This window comes from Parasphingorhabdus sp. (assembly GCF_036963705.1).
Lineage (GTDB): Bacteria > Pseudomonadota > Alphaproteobacteria > Sphingomonadales > Sphingomonadaceae > Parasphingorhabdus.
Map to the genome: position 1 here is coordinate 24839 of NZ_JBALUT010000018.1, position 21227 is coordinate 46065.

20 protein-coding genes and 1 pseudogene are annotated in these 21227 nt (G+C 57.0%); 7 read left to right on the top strand and 14 right to left on the bottom strand.

The genetic code is table 11. The annotated features are described in order from the left end of the window. Positions 1-60: 60 nt before the first annotated feature. The 10 genes from V7680_RS06395 to V7680_RS06440 form a co-directional block, all read right to left on the bottom strand. Positions 61-564 (bottom strand): hypothetical protein, encoded by a 504-nt coding sequence (locus V7680_RS06395; RefSeq protein ID WP_335652457.1) that lies wholly within the window; start codon positions 562-564, stop codon positions 61-63. Positions 565-573: 9 nt separating this feature from the next. Continuing rightward, a complete protein-coding gene (locus tag V7680_RS06400) occupies positions 574-936 on the bottom strand; it encodes a HesB/IscA family protein (RefSeq protein ID WP_335652458.1) in 363 nt (120 codons plus the stop codon). Then, positions 936-1469, bottom strand: coding sequence for an SUF system Fe-S cluster assembly protein (locus V7680_RS06405; RefSeq protein ID WP_335652459.1), 534 nt, complete (start codon positions 1467-1469; stop codon positions 936-938). The genes V7680_RS06400 and V7680_RS06405 overlap by 1 nt, the downstream gene beginning before the upstream one ends. Before the next feature lie 9 nt (positions 1470-1478). Further along, on the bottom strand, positions 1479-2714 hold the full coding sequence (locus V7680_RS06410) for an aminotransferase class V-fold PLP-dependent enzyme (protein ID WP_442954982.1): 1236 nt from the start codon (positions 2712-2714) through the stop codon (positions 1479-1481). A 50-nt stretch (positions 2715-2764) separates the two neighbouring features. After that, positions 2765-3517, bottom strand: coding sequence for a SufD family Fe-S cluster assembly protein (locus V7680_RS06415; RefSeq protein WP_335652460.1), 753 nt, complete (start codon positions 3515-3517; stop codon positions 2765-2767). A gap of 211 nt (positions 3518-3728) precedes the next feature. Beyond that, positions 3729-4478 carry a Fe-S cluster assembly ATPase SufC gene (gene sufC, locus V7680_RS06420; RefSeq protein ID WP_335652461.1) on the bottom strand — a complete coding sequence of 250 codons (750 nt, stop codon included), beginning with the start codon at positions 4476-4478 and terminating at the stop codon, positions 3729-3731. A gap of 70 nt (positions 4479-4548) precedes the next feature. Further along, positions 4549-6009 carry a Fe-S cluster assembly protein SufB gene (gene sufB / locus V7680_RS06425; RefSeq protein WP_335652476.1) on the bottom strand — a complete coding sequence of 487 codons (1461 nt, stop codon included), beginning with the start codon at positions 6007-6009 and terminating at the stop codon, positions 4549-4551. Positions 6010-6053: 44 nt separating this feature from the next. Then, positions 6054-6575: an SUF system Fe-S cluster assembly regulator gene (locus V7680_RS06430; protein WP_335652462.1), complete on the bottom strand. Its 522-nt coding sequence runs from the start codon at positions 6573-6575 to the stop codon at positions 6054-6056. A gap of 150 nt (positions 6576-6725) precedes the next feature. Beyond that, entirely contained in the window at positions 6726-7568 is an 843-nt protein-coding gene (locus V7680_RS06435; protein ID WP_335652463.1) for a DUF6597 domain-containing transcriptional factor, read from the bottom strand. A 272-nt stretch (positions 7569-7840) separates the two neighbouring features. Continuing rightward, positions 7841-9658: a DUF885 domain-containing protein gene (locus tag V7680_RS06440; protein WP_335652464.1), complete on the bottom strand. Its 1818-nt coding sequence runs from the start codon at positions 9656-9658 to the stop codon at positions 7841-7843. 204 nt (positions 9659-9862) lie between these two features. On the opposite strand from V7680_RS06440, the gene V7680_RS06445 reads away from it, so the two are divergent. The 3 genes from V7680_RS06445 to V7680_RS06455 all read left to right on the top strand — a co-directional run bounded on the left by V7680_RS06445 (position 9863) and on the right by V7680_RS06455 (position 13633). After that, positions 9863-11752 (top strand): DUF3604 domain-containing protein, encoded by a 1890-nt coding sequence (locus tag V7680_RS06445; protein ID WP_335652465.1) that lies wholly within the window; start codon positions 9863-9865, stop codon positions 11750-11752. A 79-nt stretch (positions 11753-11831) separates the two neighbouring features. Then, entirely contained in the window at positions 11832-12647 is an 816-nt protein-coding gene (locus V7680_RS06450) for a peptidylprolyl isomerase (RefSeq protein ID WP_335652466.1), read from the top strand. Beyond that, positions 12644-13633, top strand: a complete 990-nt coding sequence (locus tag V7680_RS06455; RefSeq protein WP_335652467.1) for a HupE/UreJ family protein — start codon at positions 12644-12646, stop codon at positions 13631-13633. The genes V7680_RS06450 and V7680_RS06455 overlap by 4 nt, the downstream gene beginning before the upstream one ends. A gap of 78 nt (positions 13634-13711) precedes the next feature. Here V7680_RS06455 and V7680_RS06460 read toward each other — a convergent pair whose 3' ends face one another. After that, complete coding sequence (locus V7680_RS06460; RefSeq protein ID WP_335652468.1) at positions 13712-14485, bottom strand: SDR family oxidoreductase; 774 nt, start codon at positions 14483-14485, stop codon at positions 13712-13714. Positions 14486-14686: 201 nt separating this feature from the next. Between V7680_RS06460 and V7680_RS06465 the strand changes: the two genes are divergently transcribed. From V7680_RS06465 to V7680_RS06480, 4 genes are read left to right on the top strand one after another with little or no spacing between them, the layout of a single operon-like run. After that, positions 14687-15067 (top strand): VOC family protein, encoded by a 381-nt coding sequence (locus tag V7680_RS06465; protein WP_335652469.1) that lies wholly within the window; start codon positions 14687-14689, stop codon positions 15065-15067. 5 nt (positions 15068-15072) lie between these two features. After that, the gene (locus tag V7680_RS06470; protein WP_335652470.1) at positions 15073-16887 is read left to right on the top strand and encodes an acyclic terpene utilization AtuA family protein; all 1815 of its coding nucleotides are present in this window, start codon (positions 15073-15075) and stop codon (positions 16885-16887) included. Between the two features lie 11 nt (positions 16888-16898). After that, a complete protein-coding gene (locus tag V7680_RS06475) occupies positions 16899-17714 on the top strand; it encodes a TIGR03084 family metal-binding protein (protein WP_335652471.1) in 816 nt (271 codons plus the stop codon). 10 nt (positions 17715-17724) lie between these two features. Further along, on the top strand, positions 17725-18381 hold the full coding sequence (locus V7680_RS06480) for a Crp/Fnr family transcriptional regulator (RefSeq protein WP_335652472.1): 657 nt from the start codon (positions 17725-17727) through the stop codon (positions 18379-18381). 10 nt (positions 18382-18391) lie between these two features. Here the strand turns inward: V7680_RS06480 and V7680_RS06485 are convergent, their stop codons facing one another. From V7680_RS06485 to V7680_RS06495, 3 genes and pseudogenes are all read right to left on the bottom strand, one after another. Next, complete coding sequence (locus V7680_RS06485) at positions 18392-19879, bottom strand: tetratricopeptide repeat-containing protein (RefSeq protein ID WP_335652473.1); 1488 nt, start codon at positions 19877-19879, stop codon at positions 18392-18394. 18 nt (positions 19880-19897) lie between these two features. Continuing rightward, positions 19898-20485 carry a hypothetical protein gene (locus V7680_RS06490; RefSeq protein ID WP_335652474.1) on the bottom strand — a complete coding sequence of 196 codons (588 nt, stop codon included), beginning with the start codon at positions 20483-20485 and terminating at the stop codon, positions 19898-19900. Between the two features lie 4 nt (positions 20486-20489). Next, positions 20490-21227, bottom strand: a pseudogene (locus V7680_RS06495) (hypothetical protein); the annotation flags it as partial.

Genomic DNA, 21227 nt, shown 5'->3' on the forward strand with positions numbered 1-21227 from the left:
GAAAAATCTCCGCGCCCCTTTTTGCACTCACACTCATAGAACAGAGAATCGCCTATCATCTTACTCCGTTCGCACCAACACCATCTCAGACGGCTCTTCGCCGGCGCTGCTCAAATAGGTTTCGGCTCGTTTTACGCGACCGGGTTCTGACAAATCAAACGACAAGCTATGTTGATGATTGTCTGTAGGGTTTACCAAATTGGTCGCGTCCCAGAAATCAAAGACTATTTTCGCTGCTCCATCGGGCGTGCTCATTTTCATGCGTGGTTGATTGCCTTGCGGGCAATAGTGGGTTGCAACCACGTCGGCCTTGTCGCGATGGTAAAGCGTGAGCGAATGGGTTTTGCCGCGGCTGACCCAGCGTTCGACCAGCACGCTGTCGTTGGCGGTCAGTTCAAACTCGATATGGAATTTTGAACCATCCTGACCTTCCCGTTTCCAGTTTCCGACAAGCGTGGACATTTCTTCAAAGGAGGAAGGAGCCGGTGCCAAATCCTTTGCAAGCGCAGGGCTGGCAAGTATGATTGTGGCTGTCAGTGCAAGAGCGGTGATTCTCGTGACCATAATAGTCTCCTATACGGTAAAGGATTCCCCACACCCACACGCCCCTTTGGCGTTCGGATTCTCGAACACGAAGCCAGCGGTGAAATCATCTTCCACCCAGTCCATCGTGCTGCCGATCAGGTAGAGCACCGATCCGCCGTCGACGTAGAATAGCCCGCCGGGAGTCACGATCTTCTCGTCGAACGGGACTTCCTCGGTGATATAATCGACCGAATAGGCCAGGCCCGAGCAACCGCGGCGCGGCGTGGATAGCTTCACGCCGATCGCGTCGTCGGGGGCTTTGGCCATCAGATCGGCGATGCGTTGTTCGGCCCCGGGCGTCAGGATGATCGCCGCCGGAATTTCGCGTGTCTTGGTTTTTGTCTCAGTCATTACAACATCCCCAGTTCGAGCTTCGCCTCGTCGCTCATCTTCTGCGGGTCCCATGGCGGGTCCCAGACGAGAATGACTTCGGCATGGCCGACGCCGGGTACGCTGCCGACCTGCAATTCGATTTCGCCGGGCATCGATTCCGCGACTGGGCAGTTCGGCGTGGTCAGCGTCATCGATACGATCGCATGATTGTCAGGGGTAATCTCGACGCCGTAGATCAGGCCGAGATCATAGATATTCACCGGAATTTCCGGATCATAAATGGATTTCAGCGTGTCGATCACCGCTTCATAGAGATCGCCGCCCGCTTCACCGGCCGGTGTCTCGACCGGCTTTTGCGCCAGAAAACCTTCTAGATAATCGCGCTTGCGATTGAGCTTGCTGGCATCGCTTTCCGCTTCGAAAGGCGATGGCGCCATGACCGGAGCCGGTTTTTCCTCAACCTGAACATCCACCGCGTCCTCGACTTTCGCCAGAGGTGGCTTTGCCACGCTGTCGACTTCCTCGACCAAAATTTTGCGTTCTTCGTTCATATCGTCACCTTACCCAAAAATCTTTCTGACCCGCTCAATACCGCGGACCAGCGCCTCGACATCATCTGCATTGCTGTAAATCCCGAAGCTCGCCCGCGCGGTCGCCGGCACCCCGAGATAGTCCATCAAAGGCTGAGCACAATGATGGCCGGCGCGAATGGCAACGCCGCCTTCGTCCAATATAGTGGCAACGTCGTGCGGATGCACGTCGCCGACCGCAAAACTCAATATGCCCATGCTCTGGTCGGGACCGAAGACCCGCACCGAGTTGATCTGGGACAAGGCTTCCCGCGCCATCGCCAGCGTGGCATTTTCGTGGGCCGAGATTACGTCCAGCCCGATACCTTCGACATATTGGATCGCTGCATCGAGCCCGACCACGCCGACAATATGCGGCGTGCCCGCTTCAAAACGTCCCGGTGGCGGCGCATAGGTCGTGCCGTCAAAAGACACGCGATCGATCATCGACCCGCCCCCCTTCCAGGGCGGCATGGCTTCGAGCGTCGCATAAGGCGCCCACAAGGCACCGATGCCGGTGGGGCCGTAAATCTTGTGTCCCGAGAAAACGTAGAAATCGCAACCAAGGTCCTGGACATCGACCGGCAGACGCGGAGCGGCCTGACAGCCGTCGAGCAACAGCTTCGCGCCAACCTTGTGCGCGATTGCCGCCGCCCGTTTTGCGTCGAGCAGAGACCCGAGCACATTGGAGACATGGGCCAACGCAACCAGCTTATGCTGTTCGGTCAGATTGGCTTCGATCCAGTCGAGATCGATCTGGCCATCATCGGTCAACGGCGCGACATCGATCTGCGCGCCGACCCGCTCGGCCAGCATCTGCCACGGCACGATATTCGAATGATGTTCGAGCTGCGACAGCATGATGCGGTCGCCCTTGGTGATAAACTTGTTACCCCAGCTTTCGGCGACCAGATTGATACTGTCGGTCGCGCCGCTGGTGAAGACGATCTCATTCTCGGACGCGGCGTTCAGGAAACCAGCGACCCGCTTGCGCGCGGCTTCAAAAGCGAGTGTCATGTGCGCCGAGCGCTCGTAGACGCCGCGGTGCACGGTCGCATAATCCGGACCATAAGCGCGGGCGATGGCGTCGAGTACCGGCTTGGCCTTCTGGGCTGTGGCTGCGGTGTCGAGATAATGCCAATCGGCGGCTATGCCGGGGAAGTCGGCGCGGTGCGACACAAGGCTCCGTTCGTCCTGAGCTTGTCGAAGGACAGCTTTCGAACGCACGGGTGCTTCGACAGGCTCAGCACGAACGGGAACCGGGTTGCCAGCATCGCTCACGACAAGGCCTCCAACACCTCAAGCGCCTTGCCCTCGATCACGTCCCGCATCGCATCATCATCAACCGACACGAACGCATCGGCGATAAACGCCTGCAGCATCAATTTCTGCGCTGTCACCGGATCAATCCCGCGCGAGGCCATGTAGAACAAAGCCTGCTTGTCGAGTTCACCGACCGTCGCGCCATGGGCGCATTTCACGTCATCGGCGAAAATCTCGAGCTCGGGCTTGGCATTGGCGGTCGCCGTGCGGTCGAGCAGCATCGCCTTGACCGACTGGGCCGCATCGGTTTTCTGTGCGTGCCGGGCAACATTGATCTTGCCGAGGAAGCTGCCCGTCGCTTTGCCTGCCAACACCGAACGCACAACCTGATTGGAGGTCGCATTGGGCTTCGCATGAATGGTTTCGGTGACAATTTCCAGGGTCTGGGAACCAGAACCCAATATCGCGCCACCCAGTTCGAAATGGGAGCCATCGCCTAGCGTCGCCCTGACCTGAATGCGGCCATAGTCGGCATGATGCGCAAGCACATGGAGTTTGAACGTCGCATTGTCGCCAATGGTGACATCGAGATCGACCATGCCAACGCCGTCGATCACAGGCAGTTCGGTGATCTGACGGGACAGGGTCTCGCCAGCCGGAACATTGATCTGCTCCGGTCCAGCCAGTTTCGCCCAGACGGTTTCGAGCGCCTTGAGATCTGCATAGCGCCAACTCTCGTCACGACGCGTAGGGAGCGGAGCGGTCATATTATTTTCCTCCCTGTGCCAAAGGCATGGGGGGCGTCGGGTTGAATTGCTCCCAGCAATTCAAGGTCAATCCGGGGGATTGACCTTCCCCTCGCCGGACCATGCGCAGCATGGTGGAGGGGTAATGCGCGCAATGCCCCTCCGTCACGCCTGCGGCGCGCCACCTCCCCATGTCCTGCGGACACCGGGAGGAAAGATGTTTCAGACAACATCATGCCGCCTCCGCTATCGCTTCATAGCCTTCATTCTCAAGCTGCAGCGCCAGTTCCGGCCCGCCGGTCTTCACAATCCGGCCATTTGCCAGAACGTGGACAAAATCGGGTTTCACTTCGTCGAGCAGGCGTTGATAATGGGTGATCAGCAATACGGCCTTGTCCGGCTTGCGCATGATCGCGTTGATACCCGAACCCACGGTGCGCAGCGCGTCGATGTCGAGGCCGCTGTCGGTCTCGTCGAGGATCGCCAGCTGGGGATCGAGAATGCCCATCTGGACCATCTCGTTGCGCTTCTTCTCGCCGCCGGAAAAGCCGACATTGACCGCCCGTTTGAGCATATCCATGTCCATCTTCAGCAAGGCTGCCTTTTCCTTGGCGAGCTTGATAAACTCTGCGCCATTAAGCGGATCTTCGCCGCGCTTTGCACGCTGCGCATTCAGGCTCTCGCGCAAGAATTGCAGATTGGACACGCCGGGAATTTCTACCGGATACTGGAAGCCGAGGAAGATACCCGCCGCAGCCCGCTCATGCGGCTCGAGCGCGAGCAAATCCTGCCCGTCAAATGTCACGCTGCCAGCGGTCACTTCATACCCGGGCCGTCCACCCAGCGCATAGGCGAGCGTCGACTTGCCCGCGCCATTGGGGCCCATGATCGCATGGATTTCTCCCGCGTTTAATTCGAGCGAAAGCCCCTTGAGGATTTCGGTGTCGCCGACGGTGGCGTGGAGGTTTTCAATTTTTAGCATGTTGTTTCTTTTCAATTACGAATTTTATGGTTGTGCCCTGAACGGGTGCAAGGCCGGAGATCGCCGCGTATCATCCGACCGATCCTTCCAGCGAAATCGCCAGCAATTTCTGCGCTTCGACCGCAAATTCCATCGGCAGCTGTTTCATCACTTCCTTGGCAAAACCATTCACGATCAGGCTCACCGCCGCTTCGCCGTCGAGGCCGCGTTGCTGAGCGTAGAACATCTGGTCGTCGCTGATCTTGCTGGTCGTCGCTTCATGCTCGATCGTTGCGGTCGGATTCTTGACCTCGATATAGGGCACGGTATGGGCGCCGCTCTGGTCGCCGAGTAGCAATGAATCGCACTGGGTGAAATTGCGGACATTCTCCGCGTTCGGCCCCACCCGCACCAGACCGCGATAAGTGTTGTTGCTATGGCCGGCGCTGATCCCCTTCGAGATAATCGTCGAACGGGTGTTCTTGCCGTTATGAATCATCTTCGTGCCGGTATCGGCCTGCTGGTAATTGTTGGTCAGCGCGACCGAGTAGAATTCGCCGACGCTATTCTCGCCGTTCAGGACGCAGCTTGGATATTTCCAGGTCACCGCGCTGCCGGTCTCGACCTGGGTCCAGCTGATCTTGCTGTTCTTGCCCTGGCAGAGGCCGCGCTTGGTGACGAAATTATAAATGCCGCCCTTGCCATTTTCATCGCCGGGATACCAGTTTTGCACGGTCGAATATTTGATTTCCGCGTCGTCCAACGCAACCAGTTCGACCACGGCGGCGTGGAGCTGGTTCTCGTCGCGCATCGGCGCGGTGCAGCCTTCGAGATAGGAGACGTAGCTGCCCTCTTCGGCGATGATCAGCGTGCGCTCGAACTGACCGGTATTCTCCGCATTGATCCGGAAATAGGTGCTGAGCTCCATCGGGCATTTGACGCCCTTCGGGATATAGACAAAGGTCCCGTCGCTGAACACGGCGCAGTTGAGCGTGGCGAAATAATTGTCGCGCATCGGTACGACTTTGCCCAGATATTTCCGGACTAGGTCAGGATATTGCTTGATTGCTTCCGAAATGGAACGGAAAATCACGCCCGCATCTTCAAGTTCCTTGCGGAAGGTGGTCGCAACCGACACGCTGTCAAACACCGCATCCACGGCGACCTTGCGCGCGCCTTCTACGCCCGCGAGAACCTTCTGCTCCTCGATCGGGATACCGAGCTTTTCATAGACCCGCAGGATTTCAGGATCGACCTCGTCGAGCGAACCCAGCTTTTCCTTGGGCTTTGGCTCAGCATAATAATAAGCGTCCTGATAGTCGATCATCGGAATGTCGAGCTTGGCCCAGTCGGGCGATTCCATCTTTTCCCACATCCGGAAGGCCTTGAGACGCCAGTCGAGCATCCACTCGGGTTCACCCTTCTTGTCGGAGATGAAACGCACCGTGTCTTCGGTCAGGCCCTTGGGCGCAAAATCCTGCTCGATATCGGAAGACCAGCCGAATTCGTAGGTGCTCGCCTTGTCGGCCGCTTCCTGCGCCTCGGCATTCATTTCCTTGCGCTCTGCATCATATTCGGCAGTTTTTACTGAATCACTCATAGCATTATCCCGTTCATGTCGAGCGAAGTCGAGACACTTCGCCCGCTATCACCGTCTCTCGACTTCGTGCGAGACGAACGGTGATCCATATTTGTTGAAGGCAGATTCGACAGGCTCGCCAGACTGACATCGTCCAGCGCCTTGCGGATTGTGCGGTTCACAACGCCCCAATGGGGTTTCACGGTGCAGCCGGTTTCCAGCAGGCAATCATGATTGCCGTCGATAGTACAGCTGGTAATCGCCAGTGGGCCTTCGACCGCTTCGACAATATCAGCGAGGCTGATCGATGACGGAGGCCGGGCGAGACGGATGCCGCCGCCAATACCGCGCGTCGATTCGAACAGCCCAGCGGCTGTCAGGCGGCTGACCAACTTTTTTGCCGTTGGCAGCGGGACGCCGGTTTCCTGCGAGAGTTTGGTCGCGTTGAGCTTTCCTTCCGCGAGCAGCGCAGCACCACAATGGCGCGCGGCGGCGGACATCAGGACAACGGCATAGTCGGCAAGGTTGGAAAGACGCATTTTTCTCGAATCATTGGGGGTTAAAATCTAAACAAGACTGATTTAGTCTCATTTATCCAACATTGCAAGAAGTGCGGCGTTTTTTTGAAGAGTGACAGGAGCGATATCAGCCAATCCGGCGAGCCGCAAACATGCTTCCAAGTCTTCCAGTCAGGTGTCCGAAATCAACGGCGCTATCTTACCCTTGAGGCTGCTGCGCTGATCAATCAACCGGGCAGTTTCGCCCTCACCCACCCGCAACTGAGTCGGGGTGACACCGGCGAAAAACTTCACTTCGCGAATCATATGCGATTGATCGTAAAATGCGTCGACCAGCTCGAGCAATTCTTCCTGATTGTCTTCGGCGTAGGCCCGGGCTGCCCGCAAGGCGCGATATTTGCGCGCCAGATATTTGGGCGGCATGCCATATAGCTTGTTCACGGTCCGCAGCACCTGCCGCGAGCTTTGCGTCGATCGTTCCATCAGGCGACTGACCGGTGGTGAGGGTTCTGAAGACAGCCACTCATCTATCATCTTGGTGAACGCGGCGGTTTCCGGTTTCAGGCGCGATTTCAGCGCCCGGTAGATCTTGTCCGCCCAGGCCACCATCTCTTCCGGGGTCTTGCAACCGCGCAGATATTCGAGATTTTTGTCGATTTCGTGGGTAAAAACATCGGCGGCGTTCACCGCCCGGTCGGTATAGTCTGCAGCCGATTTCTTCGTGGAAATGGCCCAGCCAGCGGGCAATATGCCAACACCGAACATCCGGAATGGACCGGTAACATCAAAGTGCATTGATCCTGTCGAAGGCCCCTGGAGCATCACATCCTTGGCGGGGAAACTGCTGCCATTGGCAAAGCCGATGACCGCGCTCCCTTCGAGCAGAAACCTTAATTGTGCTATTGCGGCTCGCTCGTTATCGGCAAAACGTGGCTGGTCCACCTCGAACAGATAATAGACCGAAACCAGATCCCGGACATCTTCGGCAGGCGCAAAATATCTCAGACTAACCAAATTAGGACCCCTTGATCTGTCCCTCCCCAGGTTCAGATAATATATCGATGCTCCTTTATGGTCGGAAAACAAAGGAAAAAAAAGGCCCGACTAAATTAATAGTCAGGCCGATAAGGAAAAGAACTCGTAAACCATCGAATAACGATGGCGAGAGCCCTTCGGGTCGCACAACGCCTATGCACCCGCCACCGCACAGATGAATTGGATAAAAACGACGGATTCGACGCCAGCGTTTGACTTTTCAGGCCATCGCGGTGGATTGTCGCTTATATTCAGCTGCTCGAAGCAATCCAGGCGTCTACCCGCTCTTCCATGATGTCGAGCGGCACCGGACCGCTCTTCAGAACCACGTCATGGAATTCACCCATTGTGAATTTGTCGCCCAATGCCTGCTGCGCCCGTGACCGCAGCTCGAGTATTTTCAACTTTCCGATCATATATGCGGTCGCCTGCCCGGGATAGACAACATAACGCTCGATTGCCTTGCGGATGTCATCTTCGGGATTGGGGGTATTGAGTGTCAGATAATCAATCGCTTCTTCGCGGCTCCAGCGCTTGTGGTGAATACCGGTGTCGACAACCAGCCGGCAGGCCCGCCACAATTCCATGCCGAGGCGGCCAAAGTCGCTGTAGGGATCTTCATAAAAGCCCATGTCCTTGCCGAGTTCTTCGGAATAGAGGCCCCAGCCTTCGGTATAGGCGGTCCATCCACCAAAGCGCCGGAATGGCGGCACATCGCCAAGCTCAGTCTGGATCGTCCGCTGCAAATGGTGACCCGGCAATCCTTCGTGGAAGGCTAAAGCCTCCAGTTCAATCTTCGACATGCTGCGCAGATTGTAGAGATTGACGTAGTAGGTGCCGGGACGTGAACCATCAGGGGCCGGACCATTGTAAAAGGCTTTGCCCGCCGATTTCTCGCGAAACGCCTCTACCGGTTTGATCACCAGCGAAGCCTTGGGGAATGTATTGAAAAATTCGGGCAGCTTCGCTTCCATCGCCGCCAGCTTGAGATCGACATCCGCCAGATAGGCTTCGCGCGTGTCATAATAAAATTCGTCGCTGGTCCGCAGATGCTGGAAGAAGTCCTGCAAATTGCCTTCAAAACCGACATCGGTCATGATTTTGCGCATCAGCCCGTGAATGCGCTCGACATTGTCGAGACCGATCTGGTGAATTTCGTCGGCTGTCAGATTCGTGGTCGTATAGTTGTTCAAACGCTCGGCATAATAAGCCGCGCCATCCTTCAGCCGCCAGATACCGTCGCCATCGACCGCCGTTGCCTGCTGGCGTTCCATTTCGGCGATCAGTTTTTCATAAGCCGGCTTCAGGCTGTTGTTCAACGCCGCTTCGCCGCGGGTTACCAGATCGTTTTTCTCCGCTTCGGAGATATCCAGCGCAGCAACCTTCTTTTTTAGATCTGCAAAGATCGGCGAATCTTCCCCTTCGCCAAATGGCGCGCCGCTGATCACATTTTTGGCATCGGCGATGACATAGGGGAATACCCAGTCGGGCACGATGATGCCGTCCTTCGCCCGTTCAGCGGACTGGACCACGAGAGACTCGATCAACGGACCTGCTCCGCCAAGACGGCTGACATAGGCCTCTGCATCGGCTTTATTGGCCACCCGGTGAATGTTGATCAGAAACGCAGGTATCTGGCTCTGCGCGCCGTTCATCTGGTCGAATATATAACTGTTGCGGCGGAACGGGAAAGCGCTGGCGGATCGCTTCGCTTGTGCCTGGAACAGGCGATAGCTTAACTGGCTGGCTTCGCTCAGTTGGGCGTCACCAAATTGCGCTTCCATATCTGCAAGCGCGGCCTGACCGAGTTTATATTGCTCGACTTCAGCCGCTTCGCTGGGGTCATCCCATTTGCCATAATCAGCGTCCCGGATGCCGCGATAGGATTTGGAAGTCGGAGAATGCGCCAGTTGCTGATCATCATAATCTTTGAAAAACGTAGACAGCTCGGCATCGACGTCTTGCTTCGCCTGGGTAGCAACTTCGCCGGTCTGCGCGAAGCCGGCAGGCGCGATGACGACGCCGCTCAGGGCCAAAGCGGAAACAGCGGTCAGCAACAAATATCTCATCCAAAATATTCCTTCTTCGATATGAATTTCCGTGGTCCTATCACTCCTTTTCGAATTGCACAAATTGACTAATTTGCCACCGAGACACCAATTATTTACATCCCCGGCCGGACTGACGCTACGACGAGCGGGGCTATTGGCCTGCCCCTTGCACCCGAGCCCGAGGAGGGATAGTTTCGGTAAATAAGGATTGGGAGATTCAAGATGCGCAAATCACTGATGTTGGCGGCCTGTACGGCTGCTCTGGCTTTTTCGGGCTGTTCGAAAATCGATAGCGACGACAGCGACGGCGCAAAGGTAGCCAACACCGAATATCCCGAGCAGGTATTCTGGGGTGATACCCATCTCCACACTGACAATAGCATCGACGCTTTTGGTTTTGGCAACAGGCTGAACGCCGAAGCAGCCCTCAGATTTGCCCGCGGCGAAGAAGTCACGGCAACCAAAGGCGCCAAAGCAAAATTGTCCCGGCCGCTCGATTTTCTGGTGATCGCCGACCACAGCGACGCTATGGGCGCCACCAAGGCGATCATGGAAGCCCCGCGCATCGCACTACTCACCAACAAATTCCTGCTCCGCTGGCACGATATGATGAACGAGAGCGACGAGGGGTCCTTACGGGTAACGGCAGAACTCATCGATGGCGCAGCCAAGGGCACATTGCCTTCGTCTCTGACCGATCCGGAAGAATCAAGAGAACGCACAGCGGACCTCTGGGAAAAACATGGCGAAACCGTGGACCAGTATAATGAGCCCGGAAAATTCACAGCCTTCATGGGCTTTGAATATACGTCAATGCCGGATGGCGATAATCTACATCGGGTTGTGATGTTCCGCGACGGTCCGAAAAAAATGGGGGATACCTTGCCTTATGGTGCTCTGGGCTTGCAGGACCCGGATAAGCTCTGGGCCTACATGGCTGCCTATGAGAAAAAAACTGGCGGCAAGGTTCTGGCCATTCCGCACAACAGCAATGTCTCCAACGGCCGGATGTTCGCGATGAACAAATTTGACGGCAGCCCGATTGACGCGGCCTATGTAAAGACCCGTGCGCTGCGCGAACCGATTGTCGAAGTAACCCAGATCAAGGGTGATAGCGAAGCCCATCCCTTTCTCTCGCCAAATGATGAATTCGCAGATTTCGGTGTAGCCGGCTGGGACAAATGCAATTTGAGCTGCACCAAGGAAATGCCGCCTGAAAGCTATGGTGGCAGCTACGTTCGCGAAGCACTGAAGCGCGGTCTGGAACTGACCCTTTCTGTCGGTGCCAATCCCTTCAAATTCGGTATGATTGGTTCGACCGACAGCCATACCTCGCTAGCCACAGCGGACGAGAATAATTTCTTCGGCAAGCACAGCGGCAATGAAGCGAACAACAAGAATCGCGGGCTCGAACCGCAAAATCTTGGCACTCGCGAAGGCCGGTTCGGCTGGCATTATCTGTCGAGTGGCTATGCTGCGGTCTGGGCGACCAGCAACACGCGCGAGGCCATATTCGACGCGATGATGCGCCGCGAAGTCTATGCGACAACCGGTCCGCGGATGCAGGTCCGCTTCTTTGGCGGATTTGATTTTACCGCCGACGACACAGCAAATCTGGTCAAGACCGGCTATGCCAAGGGCGTTCCGATGGGCGGAGATTTGAGCGGCAGTGACGGCGAAGCACCGAAATTCCTGATCAGCGCGCTGATGGATCCGGAAAGCGCTAGCCTTGATCGAGTCCAGGTGATCAAGGGCTGGGTCGATGCAACCGGCCAAAGTCAGGAAAAAATCTACAATGTCAGCTGGAGCGATGCCGATAGTCGTAAGCTCGGTGCAGACGGAAAGTTGAGCCCTGTGCCCAATACGGTGGATCTGACCAAGGGCACCTGGGACAATGCCACCGGCGCACCGGAACTCGTCACCTTCTGGCAGGATCCGGATTTCGACGCCGGCCAGAACGCATTTTATTATGTGCGCGTTCTGGAAATTCCAACGCCGACATGGCCGGTCTATGACGCGCTGAAGTTCAGCCTCACCCTGCCCGCCGACGTGATCAAGATTCAGCAGGAACGCGCCTATAGCTCGCCGATCTGGTATACGCCGACGGTTTAGGGCCGGCTCCACAGTTCACCCGCAGCCGGTCATTCTTCGATCGACTGGTTGCGGCCGGACATAATGGATTGCACGATATATGTTGCGTAAATTTATTAGAGAACCGCTGTTCCATTTTCTCGGCGGCGCGCTGCTCGTCTTTGCTTTTTTCTGGGCCACTGGCACCGGTCGCGATCCCTCCGATTATGTGATCAGCATCGATGAATCCGACCTCGCCCGGCTTGAGACGGACTGGATACAGAATTTCCGCCGTGCGCCAACACAGCAGGAACTCGACGGGCTGATCGATCAGGAGATCGCCGAAGAAATATATTATCGCGAAGCCCTTCGGCTGGGGCTGGACAAGAATGATCCGGTCATCCGGCGCAGGCTGTACACTAAAATGCGCTTCGTGGACGGCGAAGACACGGATAATGTCGCACCGACCGACGCCATTCTCCAGCAATTGATGGACAAGGATCCTGCAAAATACGCCCTGTCGGCGCTGTATGATTTCGAACAAATCTATCTGGGCCAGATCAGCGCGACGGAAGCTGGCGAGCGGATCAATGAACTGAATGGAGGTGCCAAATCCACCGCCTTCTCCCGGTCCATTTCCCTGCCCAGCACTCTTGAACGGGCCAGCATCACAGATATTGGGCGGCAGTTTGGCGACAAGTTCGCCGGACAATTGGAGGGGCTGGAGACCGGTGTCTGGAGCGGTCCTGTCACTTCGGGCTTTGGTGTACACGCGGTCAAGATCACCGCAAAAGCACCGGGCAAACCTGCTGCTCTGGGCGACGTCCGCCAGCGGGTCGTCAACGAGTGGCGTGCGGCGCAGCAGACCGAACAGAAAGAAAAAGCACTTGCCCGTTATCGGGAGCAATATGAAATCACGGTTTTTGGCCGGCCATGAACCGCTGGCACGCCATCCTGTGGGCTTGTTTGGCGCTGGCTCTGTGTCCGACCAGCGCCCGGGCCGATGAATTGCGCCCGGCCTATATCGAAATGACCGAACAATCGCCGGGCCAATGGTCGCTGCTGTGGAAGGCTTCGGCCAATTCGCGCCTGGGACAGAGTGGTGAAATCATCATCCCGGACAATTGCGAGATTGAAGGGAAAAGCCAGCGCGAATTTGCCGCCAGCAATATTCTTACCCGCCTTTCGCTGCGCTGCGCTGGATCGGTTCAGGGACAGACAATCGGTCTCAAGGGCCTCGAACTGTCATCTACGGACGCGCTGGTCCGCGTTGCTCCGATGGACGAGGCCATGCAGACCCTTCGCCTAACCCCGGACCAGCCGGCCGCCATCCTGGCCAAGCCTTCGGTAATCTCCAATGTCGCCGCGACCTATGCAATTCTTGGTATCGAGCATATTTTGATGGGCTTCGATCATCTGCTGTTCGTACTGGCGCTGGTCCTGCTGTTAAAAGGCGGTTGGCTGATTGCCAAGACCGTCACCGCCTTCACCATCGCGCATAGCCTCACGTTGGTTGGAACAACGCTCGGCCTGCTGTCGCTGCCCTCCCGGCCGGTTGAATCGGTGATCGCGCTGTCGATCGTTTTTCTGGCGGTCGAGATCGTCAAGGCAAAGCCTGGCGATCTCCGTCTCTCAGAACGCTTCCCGTGGATCGTGGCCTTTCTGTTCGGCCTGCTCCACGGCTTCGGCTTTGCCGGTGCACTCGCGGAAATCGGCTTGCCGGAAGGCGACGTTCCATTGGCCTTGCTGACATTCAATCTCGGCGTGGAAATCGGACAGCTGGTGATCGTCGCAGTTGCGCTGGCGGCATTATATGCGCTGCGTCAATATCGGGATCGCTGGTTACAGCCCGCCAAATCAGTCACCGCCTACGGCATCGGGATCATCGCGACCTACTGGTTCATCGAACGAACCTTCGCCTGAAACCACACCCTGCGCCCATTGCTATCGGCCCCTGCCCCGAAAACCGGAGCCGAGACCAATAGCTTTATCCCGCAAAAATCAGGAAGTCTGTTCGGTCAACATCGCCTGCCAGCGCTGCATCCCGGCGAGCCAGCGTTCGGGGTCCGCGCCCTTCTGCTTGACATAATCGCCCACTTTCGGGTGCGGCAGGATCAGGAAGCGCTCGTCGTCGATCGCCGCCACGCAGATATCTGCAACATGCTCTGCGCTGACGATCCCGTCCTTGGCCACGGTCGATGTATCGGCACCTGCGATCATCGGCGTATCGACGCCTTGCGGGCATAATACCGAGACTTTCAATCCTTCGGCGCCATGGGTGATTTTGAGCCATTCGGCGAAACTCACCGCTGCATGTTTGGTGACGGAATATGGCGCTGATCCGATTTGCGCCAACAGGCCGGCGGCCGATGCGGTGTTAAGCAAATACCCGCCCCCGCGTTCGAGCATTTTGGGGACCAGTATCCGGGCGACCCGGATGTGGGCCAGAACATTGATGTCCCAGATATTCTGCCAGTCCGCATCGCCCACTTCGACACCGCCACCGACGATCACCCCGGCGTTGGAGACGAACAGGTCAATCGGCCCGATATCGGATTCGACGGTTTCAATCAGCTGACTGATATCTTCGGCCAGAGACACGTCGGTTTTGATCGCCACGCCGCCAATTTCATCGGCGACCGCCTGCGCACCAGCCAGGTCACGATCCGCGCAGACGACTTTCTTTGCGCCTTCCGCTGCAAACCGCCGGGCCATTGCCGCGCCGATACCGCTGGCGCCGCCGGTGATGACGATGATTTTGTCTCTGATTTCCATATTCGCTTACCGCTCCTCTTGAATAAATTAATCACTCGCTTAAAGATGCGAACCGGCTAGAACAAGAGCAAGATTGCCTTCAGGCCGATGCTCACCCAAAAGTCTGGCCCGGAATAAAGCTACAACGGCCATGAAACGGCTGACAAAGTCGAAAGCGCAGGTTTATTGCGGTTTATCGAGAATGAAACAAAGGAGAATGATATGTTTAGTCACATGATGGTCGGGTCGGACGATATGGACCGCTCTAAGAAATTCTATGATGCCTTGTTCCAGAGCATCGGTGGCAAAGAGGCCATCGTCGATCCGAAGGGTCGTTTGATGTATCTGCATAATGACAGCATTTTCCTCGTCACACCGCCAATCAACGGCGAAAAGGCGAGCTGTGGTAACGGCATGACCATTGGCTTTGCCATGGAAAACCCTGCTCAGGCCGATGCCTGGCACAAAGCTGGTGTGGAAGCTGGCGGCACTGCGATCGAAGACCCCCCAGGAGTTCGCGATAATCCGGGCATGAAGCTCTATCTCGCTTATTTGCGCGATCCTGATGGCAACAAGCTCTGCGCTTTGCACCGTATGGATTGAAACAAATGCCGGACAGAATAATACGCATTGGCGGTGCGAGTGGTTTTTGGGGCGAAAGCGCCATGGCCACTCCGCAGCTGCTCGGTGCGGGCGTCGATTATCTGGTCTATGATTATCTCGCCGAGATAACCATGTCGATCATGGCGAGGGCTCATGCCAAGGATCCTGCAGCTGGCTTTGCCGGCGATTTCATCAGCGCGGTCCTGAAACCGCATGCCAAAGCCATTGCCGCACAGGGGGTGAAGGTGATTGCCAACGCAGGCGGGGTCAACCCAGCCGCTTGCGGCGAAGCGGCCCGCGCTCTGATCAAGGAGCAAGGACTGGATCTGAAAGTTGCCGTGATCACCGGCGACAATTTGCTGGCCGATCTGGACGCTATCGCAGCCGATGCGCCAACCGAAATGTTCACCGGCGCGGCCTTCCCGGATAAAAGCAAAATCGCCAGCATCAACGCCTATCTGGGAGCGTTCCCGATTGCGCGGGCGCTGGCAGAGGGTGCCGATATCGTCATCACCGGCCGCTGCGTCGACAGCGCCGTAACACTCGGCGCCTGCATCCACGAATTCGGTTGGTCCGCGACCGACTATGATCTGCTCGCCAGCGGCAGCCTCGCCGGTCACTTGCTCGAATGTGGTCCGCAAGCCACCGGCGGCAATTATACCGACTGGGAAGACGCCGGCGATATCGCCAATATCGGCTATCCGATCGGCACCGTTTCGGCCGACGGATCGTTCACGGTCACCAAGCCTGAGGGCACTGCAGGCTGCGTGACCGTCGGCACGGTTTCTGAGCAAATGCTCTACGAAATTGGCGATCCTCAGGCCTATATGCTGCCCGACGTGGTCTGTGATTTTTCGAAGGTCGAGATTGTCCAGACTGGCCCGAACATGGTCCAAGTCTCTCCCGCGCAGGGCTACCCCGCGCCGGATCATTACAAGACCTGCCTGACCTATGGCGAAGGCTTCCGCGGCGGGACATCGGTAAGCTTTTACGGCTTTGACGCCGCCAGAAAAGCACAGAAATTCTGCGACAATGTCCTTGTCCGCGCCAACAATATCCTGCGCGGCCAAAATCTCGGTGACTATAGCGAGACCAGCGTCGAGATCATCGGCGCGGGCAGCCAGTTTGGTGATTTTGCGCTAAGCCATGAACCCCGCGAAGTGGTGGCCAAGATCGCTGCCAAACATAGCGAAGCGGTGGCCATCGGGATATTGCTCCGCGAGCTCACCGGCCTTGGCCTTGCAACCCCTCCCGGACTCAGCGGCTTTTCCGGCGCGCGCGCAAAACCGTCCCCCGTCGTGCGGCTGTTTTCCTATCTCACGCCGAAAAATAACCTGCCCGTCGAAATCGATGTCGACGGCAAGACAATCGCGTTTCAGGATGCCGACGGTGCGGCTTTTGATCCCACAGCCATCCAGCGGCCACAGCCTCCTCAAGCGCCGGACGGACAAGATGCCGTTACCAATGTACCGCTGATCCGGTTGGCCTGGGCCCGCTCCGGTGACAAAGGCAATAAGGCCAATATTGGCGTAATCGCGCGCGACCCCGCCTATCTACCCTATATCTGGGCCGCTCTGACCCCGGCCTCCGTGGCCGAACATTTTGGCCATTTTATCGAAGGCGGCGCCGATGCTGCCAAGGTGGAGAAATATAGCCTGCCGGGCTCCCACGCGATCAATTTCCTGATCGACACGATACTCGGCGGCGGCGGTATGGCGAGCATAAGAAACGACGCCCAAGGCAAAGGCTATGGCCAGATATTGCTCGCCCATCCGGTTGCCATACCGGCCGCACTGGCAGATAAGCTGGACGATCAATAAGGAATATCTCGATGATGCAGGAAGCCCAGGATTTCAAAGACGAGAGCGATACGCTCGCCGCCGTGCTCGGCAATGCTGGTGAAGACCTGTTTGCCACAGTCACCCAGTTCAAGAGCTGGACGATCGAGGATGTCATCGGCCATCTGCATATCTGGAACGCAGCCGCCCTGATGACGCTTCAGGATCCGGATGCCTTCAGGCAATTCCTCAGTGATATCATGGGCGCCTTCAAAACCGGCAAAGGCCATGTCGAGGTGCAATATGAATGGCTGGACGCAAATGCGGGCGGGATTCGCGGCAAGGCTCTGTTCGATGCATATTGCGACTATTATCCAAAGCTCGCCGCTGCCTATGGCGAAGCCGATCCCGAGGCCCGCGTGGCCTGGGCCGGACCTGACATGACCACGCGCTCGAAAATCATCGCTCGCCAGATGGAAACATGGTCCCATGGTCAGGAGATATTCGACATATTGGGCAAAGAGCGCCCCGATGGCGACCGCATTCGCAATATCGCCCATCTTGGCATCACCACCTATGGCTGGACCTTCCGCAACCGCCGTCAGGAACCGCCCGCACCAAAACCTTTTGTCCAGCTGACCGCGCCATCCGGTGCGCTGTGGGAGTGGAATGATCCGCAAGAGGATAATATGGTCCGAGGAAGCGCGATCGAATTTGCGCAGGTGGTGACCCAGACCCGCAATATTGACGACACCGCATTGGAAACCGTCGGCACTACTGCCCGCCAATGGATGGAGATCGCCCAATGCTTTGCCGGCGCTCCGGAAAGGCCGCCTGCCAAGGGAACGCGGACTATCGCGACCGGCTGACATGGAGGAGATGATGACAGCCAGCGACCGCATCGCCACCCTCGCCTCGTTTTTTTCCTGCTCGCCGGAAGAAGCGGCCAAGGTCGACGCGGCAACCCGGCTGGCGCATTACGGCCACAAGGATATTCTAGCCCATCAGGGTGATCTCGGGGCCAAGCTGTGGATCGTGCTCGAAGGCCGTGCCCAGCTGCAAATCATCGGCATGGATGGCCAGACCAAATTGCTCGCGTCCCACGGACCCGGAGAATTATTCGGGGCTTTCCCGCACGAACGCGTGGTGATTTCCGATGTTGTTGCGCAGAATCGGCTGTCGGTTCTCGAGATTTCTACCGCAAAAATGACCTCCTTGTTGCAGGAAGACGCGCGAATAGGCAGTGGTCTGTCGCGGATTTTGGGGCGGCAATATAACGCAGTGCTCGACCGGATGGCGGCGCGGATCACCCTGACCGCCAACGGCCGGGTCTATGCCGAATTGCTGCGCGAAGCGGGCGAGGAAGGCCGGATATCACCGCCGCCGGTGATCGCCGCACTGGCGTTATCCGCCCAGACCACACGCGAAACCGGTTCACGGGCAATCAGTGCACTGGAACGACGCGGGATCATCCGGCGCGACGATGAACGGCTGGAAATCATCTCGCACGGCCTGCTCGAAGAACTGGTCGTCTGATCCGCCCCGCCTAGGCCAGCGACCATAAGGGCACCGGACCGTAAGCGGTCTGCAATTCGCCTATTTCCTCGATCGCATGCCCCCCCGGTTCAAGCGTCAAAATCATCGCAGATTTATAGTCGGTCAGAACCGCTCCTCCGCCTGAGGCACGCGCCATGTTACCGGCCAGTTCGAACAACGAGGCTGCGGGCCTTTGCCGGTCCATGATATCGATCAGCAGACTGATCCGGTGGTCTACGTTGTGCTGCAGCAGCGATCGACTGGTAGCGAGCAACTCCGCAATATTGGTTGAAATCTTGTATCGGGCATCGCTGACCGAGTGAAACGCGGGAGTGACCTCCGGAAGCTGCGCCAGCCCATCGCTGTCAAGACCATCAACCCACAGTATCCCGGCAATCTCGTTCGCCTCCTCGCCCGAGGGTGCAGTGATCGATTGATGCTCCGCCTTGCGAGCGACCGATATGGAAAATTGATCGTGACCACTATCAGGCCAGACCAGATTCTGGTGGCGCGGTGCATCACCGATCCCGCTGATCGTGAGCGCCTTGGGCCGGCTCTTCAGCACTCCGGCATTACGGACGCATTGACCCATGGCGACCAGATCAGCCAGTTCCACAGCAACCCCAATCGACCGCTCTTCCTCGTGGGGTAATTCGGTCAGCACCTCCAACCGGGCCGCCACATCGATCAGCGCATCAAAACGGGCGAGCCAGTGGTCACCAAAAGGCGCCACCGACAATTCGCGGAAGCGGGCAACCGGATAGGGCAATATGATGTGAAGCTCCGCACCCGATTTGTGCAGCGCCTCGGCGATCAATATGTCCGCCCCCGCTGCCAGCGCACCAAAACCGAAGCCCGGCTTTTCCCGCGCGATGATCGCGTCGATATCTTCGGCAATTTCCGGATCATGCTCGTCAAGCCCGATGATCCCGCTGAAATAGAGGCTGGATGGCGGACGGTGGCGGTCGAGCCAAGCGGCACCCTTCCCCTGCTCTGCGAGGATCAACTCGAACTGGCCGATGGTCGCGGCATGGTCTTCCCAGGCATAAGGCAGTTTCGCGATCCCGGCGGTCAGCGCGGCTCGGGCGCCGGTTGCATCGCCGAGCAACAGCAAGGCCTCCGCCCTTGTCGCTTCGCGCCAATAAGCATTTTCGCCCTGGTCGGGATCGCTGTCGAGAAGCGCCAAAGTTTCTTGCGCAAGCGAACGGGCCCGTTCCGGCTTGCCGCCAAGCAGCGCCAACGCAGCGGCGTTGATCAGCGGGTAGCTGTCATGCTCCAACCCCGCAGCAGCGGCATAAGCAGAAGCCGCTTCACCATAAAGCCGGGCGCGGTCAGCCCCATCAGCGGCCTTCGCCCGATCCTTGAGCAATCGCCCCTTGAGCGTCAGCGCTTTCGGATCATCCCCTCGCTCATCCCAGCCCGAAGAATGAAACAAGGCCCAGGCCCGCGCCGGATTCCCGGTGCGCGCGAGGGAGATGATTTGAATGAGGGGGGTCAAATAGCTAGCCGCCCGCGCTTATGGATAATTTCCACCGGGATGGCCTATGTCGCCGCTTCCGGGGAAAAACGGCTCTTTGGCAGCTTCAAGGTGGAAGGAATATGTGTATGGCTTGCTCCCACGATCCCGAGCTGCGATCGTTCCTTTGTAAGAGAGAACAGCCAACTGACAGTGAGGTCCGTTGTTGTTAGCAGAAAATTTATCAATCTCTTCCAGATCACCAGACTGTTCCACGAAAAAAAGCCTAGGATTAATCATTATCGATCGGTCTAACTTTGTGAAAGGCACTTTTTGGGGATCGAAATCCGCCATGCCTTTTGGAATATAGAAAATCACCTCGGTATCAGACCCGTTGCATCCAAGTGATGTTATGGTCAAATTCCTGCTACTGTCCTGAATGAAGGTTGGCCTTCGCGTTTGTTCAGGGTGACCGTTATTCTTAATTATCTCTTTGATCATTGCTCTGAAATCAGGGTCCGATTTGTAGGGGGATTGCAGGATCTCATGATAGAATATTTTAGCCTCTAGATTCGCCCTAACCTCCAGATAAAGTATCTGGGCCGGGTTGAATGAAGATCCCTGTTCCTGCTGTGATGCGCTAGTCATTTTCTTACTCCTCTCGGTTGATCAATTTTTCGGTACGTTTCCTCCAATCCGCATATCGGGCATTATCCGGATCGTGTCTGACAAGTTGATTGGCGATTCCATAGGATTTCCGAGCATATGTACGGGCCTCATTCTGTCTCTTATTCTCAAACAGCAGTTCGGCGTAACTCAGCTGCGTCACTGCCCATTGTTCCCGCCAGCTTAGATTATCTGGATCCTCGTCGACCAAGGAATTAACCAGGCGAAGTTGTTCGCCGCGATGGGCAAACCCCTTGCCGATTTGCTTGTTGGCAAAATAGGCGTCTGCCAGCCATGCATGTCGGTTGGCCAGATCTGAAAGCACCTGCCGATCATTTGGTAGAAGCGTCCACAGCACTTCGATATATTCCAGAGCCTGAGAACATTCCTGCAGGGCAGATTCCGGATCCGTCGCAGTAGTGATCAATCGGGCGCAGTCACTGCCATGACTATAGCCTGCATGACGGACCCAATCGGCCTGCTTGTTGGGGTTCTGCATCAGTTTTTTGATAAGACTTTTATTCATGACCGTCCGGGACGCTGCTTCCGCATAATCTTTGCGCCAATAGGCTAGGTGCCCCAGCCAGTTTTCACTCTTCGCATGGGCAAATATCCGGTCCGAGTTATTCGGGTCCCGTCTCAGCAAAGCCTCCGTCACCCGGTGCGCCTCGGTGAACTTCGCCAGCGCCTTGTCCAGATCACCCCGCTTCTCGTCATCCTCGCC